Annotated in this window: 11 protein-coding genes and 1 tRNA gene; 8 read left to right on the top strand and 4 right to left on the bottom strand. The window is 54.0% G+C overall.

What is annotated here, in order from left to right:
• Positions 1-27 precede the first annotated feature (27 nt).
• The gene (locus tag ABUK73_RS14955) at positions 28-375 is read left to right on the top strand and encodes a hypothetical protein (protein ID WP_353577978.1); all 348 of its coding nucleotides are present in this window, start codon (positions 28-30) and stop codon (positions 373-375) included.
• A gap of 113 nt (positions 376-488) precedes the next feature.
• On the opposite strand, the gene ABUK73_RS14960 is transcribed toward ABUK73_RS14955, so the two are convergent.
• Positions 489-1,226, bottom strand: coding sequence for an SIMPL domain-containing protein (locus tag ABUK73_RS14960; RefSeq protein WP_353577979.1), 738 nt, complete (start codon positions 1,224-1,226; stop codon positions 489-491).
• Between the two features lie 185 nt (positions 1,227-1,411).
• On the opposite strand from ABUK73_RS14960, the gene ABUK73_RS14965 reads away from it, so the two are divergent.
• The 3 genes from ABUK73_RS14965 to ABUK73_RS14975 all read left to right on the top strand — a co-directional run bounded on the left by ABUK73_RS14965 (position 1,412) and on the right by ABUK73_RS14975 (position 4,582).
• Positions 1,412-1,487, top strand: a tRNA-Ile gene (locus ABUK73_RS14965).
• A gap of 742 nt (positions 1,488-2,229) precedes the next feature.
• Positions 2,230-2,616, top strand: coding sequence for a hypothetical protein (locus tag ABUK73_RS14970; protein ID WP_353577980.1), 387 nt, complete (start codon positions 2,230-2,232; stop codon positions 2,614-2,616).
• A 130-nt stretch (positions 2,617-2,746) separates the two neighbouring features.
• A complete protein-coding gene (locus tag ABUK73_RS14975; protein WP_353577981.1) occupies positions 2,747-4,582 on the top strand; it encodes an AAA family ATPase in 1,836 nt (611 codons plus the stop codon).
• On the opposite strand, the gene ABUK73_RS14980 is transcribed toward ABUK73_RS14975, so the two are convergent.
• Positions 4,569-4,844 carry a helix-turn-helix transcriptional regulator gene (locus ABUK73_RS14980; RefSeq protein WP_353577982.1) on the bottom strand — a complete coding sequence of 92 codons (276 nt, stop codon included), beginning with the start codon at positions 4,842-4,844 and terminating at the stop codon, positions 4,569-4,571. The genes ABUK73_RS14975 and ABUK73_RS14980 overlap by 14 nt on opposite strands.
• 586 nt (positions 4,845-5,430) lie before the next feature.
• Here ABUK73_RS14980 and ABUK73_RS14985 point away from each other — a divergent pair.
• From ABUK73_RS14985 to ABUK73_RS15000, 4 genes are read left to right on the top strand one after another with little or no spacing between them, the layout of a single operon-like run.
• On the top strand, positions 5,431-6,564 hold the full coding sequence (locus ABUK73_RS14985) for a DNA cytosine methyltransferase (protein WP_353577983.1): 1,134 nt from the start codon (positions 5,431-5,433) through the stop codon (positions 6,562-6,564).
• Between the two features lies 1 nt (position 6,565).
• A complete protein-coding gene (locus ABUK73_RS14990) occupies positions 6,566-7,624 on the top strand; it encodes an HD domain-containing protein (protein WP_353577984.1) in 1,059 nt (352 codons plus the stop codon).
• Between the two features lie 5 nt (positions 7,625-7,629).
• Positions 7,630-9,477 carry an ORC-CDC6 family AAA ATPase gene (locus tag ABUK73_RS14995; protein ID WP_353577985.1) on the top strand — a complete coding sequence of 616 codons (1,848 nt, stop codon included), beginning with the start codon at positions 7,630-7,632 and terminating at the stop codon, positions 9,475-9,477.
• Positions 9,467-10,405, top strand: a complete 939-nt coding sequence (locus ABUK73_RS15000; protein WP_353577986.1) for a hypothetical protein — start codon at positions 9,467-9,469, stop codon at positions 10,403-10,405. The genes ABUK73_RS14995 and ABUK73_RS15000 overlap by 11 nt, the downstream gene beginning before the upstream one ends.
• 5 nt (positions 10,406-10,410) lie before the next feature.
• Here the strand turns inward: ABUK73_RS15000 and thyX are convergent, their stop codons facing one another.
• Together thyX and ABUK73_RS15010 are read right to left on the bottom strand one after the other, a co-directional pair.
• Positions 10,411-11,343, bottom strand: coding sequence for an FAD-dependent thymidylate synthase (gene thyX / locus ABUK73_RS15005; protein WP_353577987.1), 933 nt, complete (start codon positions 11,341-11,343; stop codon positions 10,411-10,413).
• Between the two features lie 12 nt (positions 11,344-11,355).
• The gene (locus tag ABUK73_RS15010; RefSeq protein WP_353577988.1) at positions 11,356-11,718 is read right to left on the bottom strand and encodes a hypothetical protein; all 363 of its coding nucleotides are present in this window, start codon (positions 11,716-11,718) and stop codon (positions 11,356-11,358) included.
• Between the last annotated feature and the right edge of the window lie 655 nt (positions 11,719-12,373).

Raw genomic sequence — 12,373 nt, forward strand, 5'->3', positions numbered from 1 at the left:
GCGAACGTCAGGAAACGGAGTATGACAATGATCAGCACATTTGCAAAAGCAGGCGTTGCGGCCCTCATCGCCCTCGGCGGCATTTCTGCGACAGCTTCCACGGCGTCGGCAGGGCCAGATGTTCAATATGGTATTTACGTGCAGGACGGTTACCGCCATGGCGGCCACGGCGGTCCTGGCTGGGGTCGTCCGGGTCGTGACCGCGACCGTTGCTCGCCTTGGATGGCTGAGGAAAAGGCAAGCCGCATGGGCCTTCGTCGCGCCCGCGTGGTGGATGTGTCTCCGCGCCGCGTCGTCGTTGCAGGCTTTGACCGCCACGGCCGCGACCGCGTCGTCTTCGCCAATGTCCGCGGTTGCCCGGTTATCCGTCGCTAACCCGACACAGCACAAACGCTGATACAAAAATCCCCTCGCCATGGTCTCACGGCGAGGGGATTTCTTCTTGCGCGTAAAGAAAAAGGAGGCGCAATTCAGCGCCTCCGTCTGTCTTACTGCTCCAGTGCGAATGTCACGTTGACATTGACCTTGTAGCTGTTCTCGCCAGCCGCAATCGGCACGCTGTCGGATTTTTCCATCGCCGCCGCCCGCATCATGGTCTGTGGTACGGGCATGGGTCGCTGCATGTTCTCGCTGATTTCGAGAACGCGACCCAGCTTCACGCCGGCGGCTTCCGTCAGCGTCTTGGCCTTGGCAATCGCGTCTGCAATCGCTGCTTTGCGCGCTTCCGTCACCGTCGCTTCGGGCTTGTCATTGGTAAAGGCAATATCGCCGCCCTGGTTGATGCCAAGCTTGACGGAGCTGTCGAGAATCTCGCCCAGTTTGGCAAGCTCGCGCACGCGCACCGTCAGGCCGTTGGTCACCTGATAACCGGTGATTTCAGGCGGGACGTAAACGCCGTCCTTGGGCTCGAACTGCTTGTAAACTGGCTGCACGGAAAAATTGCTGGTCTGCAGATCCCGGTCGGCAATCCCGGCGGCTTTCAGCGCGGTTTGAACTTCGGTCATCGCCTTGCTGGTTTCACTCAGCGCCGCCGCTGCGGTTTCAGCCTGCTTCACCACGCTGAAAGACAGGATGGCCATATCAGGCGCCACCGCCGCATCGCCTTCACCGGAAACGCTGATGACCGGCTCACGCTTTGCGTTTTCCTGAGCAGATACGGCCATGGGCAAAACCGCAACCGCGGTAAAAGCGCAAAGCGCAAAGGAGCGTGCTAGTGTCGATGTCATTAAGATTCCTCTTTTTTAGCGTCCCTGTTGCGTGTGTCGCAGGAGATTATGTGGCTAATACGGCATAGTCCCCATGTCCAACGCTTCGATGACTTGTCGCCTTCACAAAATTGCGTTAAAGCCAAATCCGCGCCGGGTTGAACCATTGCAACCGCGCATTCCAACAGGCTTTCAAGCCTTCGGAAGGGCCTGTAGCTCAATGGTTAGAGCCGGCGGCTCATAACCGCTTGGTTGGGAGTTCGAGTCTCTCCGGGCCCACCATTTTCCATCTCTCCGCTGTCCCGTACAGTTAATAGCGGCTCAAAACACACTGGTTGCGGTTCAATTCTCAACGTTATCGGTTTCATTTGCGGGCAGCTTCCACTCCAGTTTTCCTGAGCATCATTGGAAAGGTTCAGGAATTTCCGCTGGATACGGCTAAAATGATCGGCATTTGTGACGCTGCGATAGGCATGCTCCTATTATTTTTTTTCGGAGCTATTTCGATCGGTCGAGATTAAGCGATTCATTTGGCCTGTCCCACAGTGCAAATCTGACTCGTTGAAGAACATCTCGTGACGGAGATCGAAAGCGATTAGTTCGATTTCGGATTGCGTTTCTTAACTGCCGATGCCGACGACTTTTGTCGGCGGCCTTATCGAGCGTGGCCGTTCCGCTCTAGCTTGTCGCTCATCTCCCGCAGATCGTCGTGAACGCGTTCTTGTTTTCGATCACCACGACGTCGGAAGTTTCGCTCAACAGATACGCTTCAACGAGCAGCTTTCTCGCTACGCGGACGATCACATTCACGCAAGCGAATAACCGTGTCCCTCTTCGGTCAGGCTTGTTGCCAGCGGCGTCACGGACGGACCGCTCACATCGTCGTCAAAGCTCCAGGCCACCGCATCTTAATCGTGAACTGTCGGCTGCGTTATCAGCCACCATTGTTGACAAATTGCGGTACAATCTGACAAAATGATCACTATGTGAGCTTAATGCTCATGATTCTTTAAAGGATTAGCCAATGGAACTACTTCGTTTTGGGGAGCCTCAGGGTAACTCTTCGCCGCGTGCGATCAGCGCACGCATCAACTCATCTGCAAGTCTCACTGCAGACCTAAGCAGAATTCTACTGGATCGTGCCCTTCCCCTACTTAATCCAGATCATGGTCCTCTGGTGGAGGATTGGAACATTGAGTCCCGTATGGTGCCGATGCTAACCGGCTACTTCCGGTATCAGGAGAAAATAGATCTTTGCGGAGAGGAGTGGCTAAGTTTCACGGCTCCTTTGGAGCTGTTGTCTGTCGAGGGCGGCGTCGTCAGGTCCATGGAACGTTGGTACAGGCTTGGGAAACCTTCGCCTTTCGCCAAGGACATGATCCGGATCTGGGCCGAGTCCGATGGCAAGTAGCTCGATTGCCGCTGCTAACGTCCGTAGCTGGAACGTGACCCCGCATGTTTTTGCGAAGATCCGTCGGTCAGCAGCTCTATTCCTGGGATATGCCGCGCTACGTGCTACTTTGCGAAGGCAACACCTTCTGATGCACGGATTTCCTTCGATCGTTGTTGTCGTCACCGGTGGCGTAAAAGTCAGCGAAGCGCATCGAAAGGCGGCAGAGCTGCTGTTATCGGGGGCCCTTGAATCTCGGCCCCGTCGGGCTCGGGAGCAAAGGGCGCTTGTCCATGTATTGGAGGTGCCGCGGGGAAACAAGCCCAAGGAGTCTAATCCAATTTTAGAGGAGCACGGCAAATGTGACTTCATCATAGTGCTTGCCCGTAGCCGCTCTGAAATCCCCTCTGACCTCGCAATAGCCGCGGACGGGATCGTTAATCTGGCCCGTCCGACGGTGAAGCACATACACGCCGTGCGTCGACTACTTGGCCGGAGGCCTTTCGGCGAGGAGGTGTCGAAGATCGTAGCAACGTTAGATTTTTCTCTGTTAGTTTCAATTGCTAGTAAACACAGTCTCTCAGAGGCCGAAGCGCGGCGTCTCGTAACCACCGTCGAGTATGCCACCGCGGATAGTCCATTTCTTGAAGATCTTCCTGGTTACGGCCGGGCAAAGGTTTGGGCTTGCGGATTCATCGCTGATCTCGCCCGCGTCAAAAGCGGAGCGTTGGATTGGACCGAGATGGACCGAGGCGTTCTCTTGCATGGTCCCCCAGGCACTGGAAAGACTCTCTTTGCTCGCGCGTTTGCGCGATCGGCCGGTTTGCCTTTGATCGCTGCGTCCGTATCGCGGTGGCAATCGTTCGGACACCTCGGAGATCTCCTCGGTGCCATGAGAGAATCATTCGAGGAGGCGCGGGCGAAGCAGCCATCAATCCTATTTCTGGACGAATTGGATTCGGTCGGCGATCGGGCGAAGTTCAGCGGAAATCACGTGGACTACTCGCGCCAAGTCGTCAATTTTCTGCTCGAGTGCATCGACGGCGCGCAAGGTCGAGACCAAATAGTGGTCATCGCGGCAACGAACTATCCAGATGTCATCGACCCCGCCCTTTTGCGTAGCGGTCGCATCGAACGCCACATTAAAATCGAGCTACCAGAGGCAGACGAGCGCTTCGAGATCCTTCGCTACCATCTGGGAATCAAAGATCCGGAAGATGTACTCAGGATGGTTGCCGTTGACCTTGAAGGATGGAATGGCGCGGACCTAGACATGCTGGCACGGGAGGCGAAACAGCGCGGACGCTCTTTTCAGCGCACTGTTCAGATCGACGACGTCGTCAAATCGTTACCGCCTTTGCAGGAGCTGTCAGGTGCCCAGGCCCGGCGCGTTGCATTACATGAGGCCGGTCACGTGTTGGCCGCCTGTGTCCTCTCGCCGGGATGCCGGGTCAGCGTCTCTATGCGAAAGAAATTCCGTTGGTTCGATTCAAAGCAAGTAGCATCCGGTGTGACCCGATATGAGGTCTCCGACGAAGACCATTTGCTCCGTACGCGTGAAGATTTCGAAGATTTCATTTGCAGGGCCCTGGCAGGCGCCGCCGCGGAGGAGCACGTGCTAGGATCGAGATCGACCGGTTTCAGCGGATCAATCGGAAGCGACCTGGAAACTGCGACTGTCATCGCCACGCGCATGCTTTGCTCATACGGGCTAGGCGGGAGCCTGCCGTTCTTGATCGAGACACACAACGTGAATTCAACTTACGCTTCAAGGTTACCGAACGATCTGCGCGGAGAGGTCGGTCGAATTCTTGAGCAACAGTATTCACGAGCGAAATTGCTTGTCGCCGAGCACTCGATCGCTCTCGAGGAAATTGCTGCAGAACTCCTTGAAAGAGGCACCCTTTTACCAGATGAGGTCGCCTCGACAATTGCCAGGAACTTCGGTTTGGTCGTGGATTCTGAAAGGCTGTCTACTCGCCTGTAGGTTCCATTATGGAGCCACGAAGACGTACCAGCGCGACAGCCGGTCCTCGGGTCGCGTTGCCTTCGACGAACACGACGCCGCCAGCCTCGAGCGCGGTACGTACCTTCTCAATTGCTTCAGCGAGCACGTTGCCCTCGCACTTTTCGATCCGGACAATAATCTGTCGGCTGACCCCTGCGGCAACCGCGAGTTCTTCCTGGCTGAGGTCCAGCAGCGCCCGCGCGGCGCGCAACGCATTCATTATGTCCGATGTCGAATCCATGAATTCGAGCGTGGCTTCATTTGAAATGCGTTGTCAACAATGAGCGAAAGGATTCACGGAGAGTACGTCGGCCAAATAACGCTCAAAATTAGGAGCAAATCCTTCACGCGTAGGTGCTGAAGGGCTCGCGTTTCTTTAGGGCTTCGCGCCGTCGGCCGTGGGTGACGACGATCCGGGTGCGAACTGTGCCATCGCGCGGGATTGATCTGGTTCTCCCAGATATGATCCGAACGCCGTCGACGCGGTCGGGCAATGACCAGTAGCAAGCGCTGGTCTGGATTATCTCGCTCTGCTTTGCCAGCGACGCGTGTCCATCTACGATGAGGGCGTCGCCCTGCTCGGATGCGAGTAGGCGAATTTCCTCCTTTAGGACTTCCTGGTTTGCAATGAGGTCTTCTTTCGAAACAGAGTGAATCTGCCGATCATGGCTCTGAAGAATAGCGAACTGGAGGCGATAAGGAAGCGGTGAGATTGGGCTCGACGCTCGATCAAAACTCGGGACGGCTATCAGTCACCTAAGCCAAGACTTTTCATAGCTGTCTCGATGTTTAGGTGATTGACGAAACCCGTATTAGCCAATTAGAACGTGAATAATAAAAACTCCACAATAATTCGTTGTTTTAACAGCGCATCGGTAGAGACGTTCGCGGGGATGATTGGAATAGACTTGTTTGCCGGAGGAGGAGGTCTGACGCATGGCGCCCGCCTTTCCGGTATCGACGTGAGGGTAGCTGTTGAGAGCCATCCCTCAGCATGTCTGACTTACCAGGCCAACCATCCCCACATTACTGTGATAGCGACCGACATCATTAACGTCGAAACCATCGACATCGGTGATCGTGATAAACCCGTTGTCTTGTTCGGGGGGCCTCCATGCCAAGGATTTTCCACGTCTAACCAGCGTACTCGTCACGCACAGAACCCAAAAAACTGGCTTTTTCGGGAATTTTTAAGAATGGTTGGGTCCGTCAAGCCGGAATGGGTAGTCTTCGAGAATGTCGCGGGAATCCTTCAGACAGATAGCGGACGTTTTGCCGAATCCTTCCGGGATGAGCTTACGAGAATGGGATACAGAACCGCTTTCGGCGTGCTCAACGCGGTAGATTTCGGCTGCCCACAGAAGCGATCGCGCTATTTCCTTATCGGGTCTTTGAACACCGAGCCTGAACTCCCAATCCCTTCAACCTCACTGTTGGCCCCGACCCTGTGGGAGGCAATCGGCGATCTTCCCGAACTCTTAAATGGTGCTGAGGAAGACATCCTTACGTATGGGCACGTAACACCGTCAACTTACGCTCGATCTTTGAAAGCCGGCTTGGAACGCTGCACAGGGCATCTGGTTAGTCGAAATGCAGACCCGATCGTCGCACGGTATCGCCACGTGCCTCAGGGCGGCAATTGGCAGGATATCCCCGGAATGATGCGAGACCCGGTAACGGATCGGCGTCGCTATCATTCTGGGATATATAAACGTTTAGTCCAAGATGCACCGTCCGTTGTGATAGGGAACTTTCGAAAGAGCATGCTTATCCATCCGACACAGGACCGCGGGCTGTCAGTCCGTGAGGCAGCCCGAATCCAGAGCTTCCCCGACCGATACCTTTTTCGCGGATCTATCGGGTTCCAGCAGCAGCAGGTTGGGAACGCGGTGCCCCCTATTCTTGCTAAAGCAGTGTTCGATAGCGTCGTAACTATCTCCAACCAAGTAGGAGGGCGCTAGAATGCCTGTACAAATTTCACTAGCCTCCGAACTGGAGAAGCGGCTGCAGAAGTGCGCTCAGTCAACATCCAAGTTTCCGCTTCGAAGCGGGAAATACTACGAAAATTACGTAGCAATCAAACAGCGTCTAGCGGAGAAGTACTATTCTGTCTCGGCGTCTGCACTTGCACAGAAGGGTGATCGCTATACGAAGCACGATATCGGACATGTTGACGATGTGATTGATACCGCCGGACGCATGCTAGGATTTGATACCGATGCGTCGGCGGCGGCCAAGTTGCTTGAGCCATACGAAGTGTTCGTGCTGCTTGTTGCGATTCTCCTTCACGACGCAGGGAACGCAATGGGTAGGGTTGGACACGAGCAGCAGGCAGGCCTGATCCTGCGCGAAGTGGCGGTTGCAGCGAATTTGAGTCAACTCGAACATCGCATTATCGCCTCGATTGCTCAAGCCCACGGCGGTGCCATGGACGACGGGAACCAGGACACAATCACCGAACTGATCGGCGATCCTAATCCTAATATAGGCAAAGTTGTCGTACGCGCCCGCTTTCTTGCAGCGCTGCTGCGCTTAGCGGACGAGTTGAGCGAAAATTTTAATCGTGCTGACGAAGTCGCCATCGAGGCTGTGGGTACGCCGCCCATGTCTGTGCTTGCCAACCTTTACTGCAAGGCGATCAACACTAAGATCGACTACACGGGAAAATCCATCACCCTCACTTATGATGTCGAGACCGAACTTCTGCCAAGAATCTTTGAGGTGCCAAATAAACACGGTGGTACCGACGAAGTCATGTTTATCGATTACATAGCTACGCGCCTTGAAAAATGCGAAAGCGAAAGACGGTACTGCAACCGGTTTCTATCGGGTGTGGCGGGCTATGACAGGATAAGAGCAAATCTCGTGATCCTTGATCAACATACGCCGATCGATAACGTAGCAGTAAATCTTGAGGAAGCTGGCTATCCCGGACTGTCGAAAACAGTAAAGCAACTGGAGCCGCGGTTTGACGGTTGCAAGCTTCGCGATAAACACTGCCTAGTAGACCAAAAGGAGTAGGCATTGTGAGCACAAATCCGTTCGGTGTTCAGAATCCAGAGCACGTGGATCCTGAATACATTGCGCGAAACTTTGTAGAAGTTTGGACGGATTTTCCGCGTCTGAAGGAGCACAGCAACACGTTTGTGCACGGCGCTCGGGGCACGGGAAAAAGCATGCTTTTGCGCAGCCTTGAGCCCAGAGTGATGATACTTAAGCAAGAGGCATCCAAACTTAAAGAGCTTCCTTTCGTAGCTGTTCACGTTCCCCTCCGAACCGCAGACTTCGGCGCGCCCGAATTCGACCGATACAAGGGTTACACCGTCAACGCTATTGGCGAGCATCTTCTGGTTATGCATATCGTGCTGAGGGTGGCGCAGTTACTGAGCAACTTCAATTCCGAAATATCAGCGACTTCCGCGGTCTCGTTTCAAGACCGCTTCGAGGAATTGTTCAAAATTGCGGGCGGGACGATCAGGCAAGAGATCGCAACGTCCTCCGACCAAAATACTCTACCGTTCGACCACGTCGCCGCAATCTGCGAACGGGATATTTTCGAAGTGCGCCAGTATCTGGTCCGTCAGCCGTTTAGAACCACGGAGCCGGACTATCAGGGAGCGCTCGCAGGCTTTCTCGATCTTCTAGTGCCTCTGGCCCGAGAAGTGAAAAAGATGGAGGGGCTACCAGACGTCCCTTTGTTTGTAATGCTGGATGATGCTGACAACCTGCCTATCCCTCTGCAACGGGTATTAAACTCCTGGGTCTCAACGCGGAGTACGAGCGTTATTTGCCTGAAGGTTACAACTCAGCTTGCCTACGCAACGATGCGTACTTTGGATAACCGTATTATAGAAAGCCCGCACGACTTTACCGAAGTTAACCTGACAGCGGTCTACACGTCAGCCTTGGACACATATAGCGGGCGCCTCAGAGAGATAATTGCGAAGCGCCTCAAAAATTCGGGTATAGAAACCACAGTTGAAGACTTTTTTCCTGTCGACAAGGCGCAGGAGAAACGCCTTGCGGAGATTTCTGCGGAGATCACTGAAGAACATACTAAAGCCAATGAAGAATCGGAAGGGCAGGTTGGGGCACAGCGCGTACGAGATGAAACGCGGCGGTATGCTGTGCCGCGACTTATGCGAGAGATTGCCGGTTCGGCAAAGTCGTCTCACACTTTCAGCTACTCCGGATTTCGCTCGTTAGTTGATCTTTCATCAGGCGTTGTACGCTGGTTCCTAGAACCCGCGAGCAGGATGTACGATCAAGTCCTAAGCGGAAACGCTGAAAATGAGAATGTGAACGTTATCCCGGTCAAAGTGCAGGACGATGTCATCAGAGAATGGGCGGCAGAATTCCTTGAGCCGCTGACAAGGCAATCTTCCGAGCTATCGGACACGCAGATGGATATTAGCGAAGCAGTTCAAAGCCTCCATGCCGACGGCCACGAGACTGTTCTTTATGAGAAGCTTCGCAACTTGATCGACGGGCTTGGGAGATTATTCCGAGGGAAGGTGCTCGATCCGAATGCCCGAGAGCAGCGGGTGTTCTCGGTCGTTTTAAGAGACCGTCCTAAGCCGGAGTTGGAACGGGTTTTAAACCTCGGTGTTCGTCTAGGCTACCTTCAGAGATCGGATTATGCGGCAAAGGAAGCTCTCGGAGGGCGCCGCCCCAGGTTCATTCTCGCACGCCGACTGGGTCCCCACTACAAACTCGATATCTCAGGGTATGCGGCGCACCTTTCCGTCATGTCGAATGATCTTGAGCTTGCCATGAGAAACCCGTCGGAGTTCGTCAAGACACGCTTGAAACAAGAGAGCTCTGCCAACGGGCAGTTCACCTTTGATTTAGACGGAGGCAGCATTGATAATTGATACCTTTGAGATCGCTGCATCTATCTGGACGAGGCCACTTCCGCTGATCGCACGACTAAGCTTTGAGGAGCGCTCCACCGTCGTGTCCGAGGCTGCGGCACCGGGAATGTGTCGGCGTGGCGTACTTTTCATTTCTGGCGGGCGTAGCGAGCTCGCACAGCGTCGTATAGAGGCGGTGGCCGCACGCCATCCCTCCCTCAGGCTTGTCGAACTGCGCATCGACGATCCGCTAGGTACCGCAATGAGTATCCATGATGCTCTGACCTCAATCAGCTTGAACAATGCAATTATCGACGTCACCGCTTTTCGGCGGGAGGAATTGCTGATGTTGCTCCAGGTTCTACGTGGCATCGATAGCTCCAAGCGTCGAAATTGCCGGCTGGTGTACGTCACTGCTGGCAAGATGGCTGATCCCCTTTCCAGCAAAGTTACGCAATGCCGGTCAGTAGTTGGATATGCTGGCGAGATTTGGCCGACGCGTCCAACGACGCTTGTTGTTTTAATGGGTTTTGAAATTCCCCGAGCTCGTGCGATCATCGAAGCTTACGAACCGCGATATCTTGTGCTCGGACGAGGACGAAAAAATCAATCAATTAGCGAAGAACTGTCAAATATGAACGATGCCTTCTTCAAGGAGTTGGCATCAAACTATTCGAACATTGAAAACACGTTCGAGTTTTCCGCGCGTGATCCATTGCTAGTGGCAGACGAACTACAACGGGCTGTACCTCCTGAAGTAAAGTCGAATATCGTTGTGGCACCACTTCACACTAAACTGTCAACTATCGGAGTCGGGCTTTTCGCTCAGCGAAACAAGGAGGTTCAAGTCTGCTACGCTGAGGTTGGCGTCTACAATGAGGAAGCTTATTCGACAGTCGGCGCAAAAACTCACATCCTGTCCCTGACCGAGTTGTTCAACCATCCCTGATGACGTCATAAGTCAAGGGCTGCACTTAACTCCTGCCATTCACGCGGACTCATACCGCTATCGACCTGGGTAACCGTCTCACCAGCGATCAACCGACGAACCACCTTTACGGCACTACCCGACAACTGAACGGCTTCCATGCGATGTTCCAAAAAGGCCGAATGTGCAATGGGGACCCAAGCGGCCATGATATCAAGCATAACGTCGGCGTAAACTCGTATCTCGTACTGAGCGTGTTTATCCGCCCTTAGGCGAAGAAAATTCATGAGGTTGTGTAGATTTATTTTCCAATACCACTGCGTGTAAAAATTTAGCGATAGGTTCATCCTAGCCAATTCACGAGCCAGTCCGGCGCGCCCATCTTGATAGTCTGGTGCGTCCTGCTCGTTCAACATGGTCGTGTAACCGGAGTAAGCATTTTCAGCGTCCCTCCGCAGAAGCGAGAGAACTTCGGCAGCTTCATCCCCTTCCAACACCGTGCCCCGGCCTTGTCTGTTCGAATTCGATTGAGCAGCGAGATTCTGAGGCTCGGGAATGTAGAATTCATTGTCCAGCACTGAGTACCTAGCTGAATATTCGTTCACGCTGGCCGTTCGATGTCGAATCCACTGGCGCGCGACGAAAATCGGAAGCTTTATGTGGAATTTTATTTCAGCCATTTCGAACGGTGTCGTGTGAAAGTGCCGCATCAAGTAATTGATCAGACCACGATCTTCTTGAACGTGTTTCGTACCTCTGCCGTAAGAAACACGCGCGGCTTGGACGATTGCACTATCGTCGCCCATGTAGTCTACCACTCTAATGAGGCCATGATCCAATACTGGAAACGCCTGATGGAGAACCTCTTCGAGTCCGGGGGAAATTGGGCGGAGGGTTGCGGCAGGGGTCGACCGCGAGGCCTGTATTTCAGCATCTTGCTCTGTAGTAAGTCTCGTCAAACTTCGCCTCCACTAAACAACATAACACGCCAGTTCGTTATAGATGGCGAAGGATTGAACATCCAGAAAAAGTAATGGGCGAACTGCGGCAATTTTCATACAATCCGGCATGGTGCGTCCGTCAATCATCATCATCGCTCCGCCCCTGACCGCGGGATCGTCGCTTCCTTCATAGAAGCCCACAAGGACGCGAAGAAGATCGAGCGGATCCCTCGCCGGACCGATCTCATCTGCATTGATGGCGGATGTCACAAGCAGAGTACTGCTTTCCGTCAGCCTTCCGACGGAATAGACACAAACATAGGAGGAATTGTTGACGATGGCACCAAGTGCGGATGCTAGGCCTTTTTTGGTGGCGACATGATCGACAGCCAATGCAAAGCGTCGACGGCTGCGAGTCGAGAAAGAAGTTTAGGTGCTGTGAGCGCAAGTTGATCAACCTCGCGGTGGTAGACCGCCTCAATCAGCGCTTCCCGTCCGGGATAGCTCCGATAGAACGTTGCGATACCGACTTCCGTGCGCCTCGCCACTTCGTCGAGATTCGCTCAAGGGCTCAGCTATCCGCAGAATCATCCAGGCACGGGAACCGGGTCTCGCATCGATCGCTGTCTGCGCTGCAAAGACGCTCGCATCCCATCGCAAGGCGTCGTCTCAGTCGCGAGAAGCTGACTTCGGCGCCAAACCTTTCGACCAACGCCTTGCGCTCAAGCAAGTCTCGGCGACCACACGGTGCGCACACGATCTGGATCAAGGGCAGGCGGACATCCTTCAGGCTCGGTCCGCCCTCGTTGTCAGGCTCAGGTTGTCGTCTTGCCATGTCTTGCCTCGGCCCTGCCTCACGTGGTCGGCCATCACATCGATGCCCGTGGCGAACGGGTGATAAAAATATTTACTTCTAAGCGCCGCACCGGGAATCTCCGCTACGATTTTGATTCCACTCTACGAATCTGCAGAAATGCTAAACCTAGGAGTAGATTCCTGATTTTGGGGCGTCTTGACGCCGCCGACGATAGGGAACAGAAAAAGAACA

It is taken from the genome of Agrobacterium vacciniicorymbosi (assembly GCF_040427045.1).
Taxonomy (GTDB): Bacteria; Pseudomonadota; Alphaproteobacteria; order Rhizobiales; family Rhizobiaceae; genus Agrobacterium.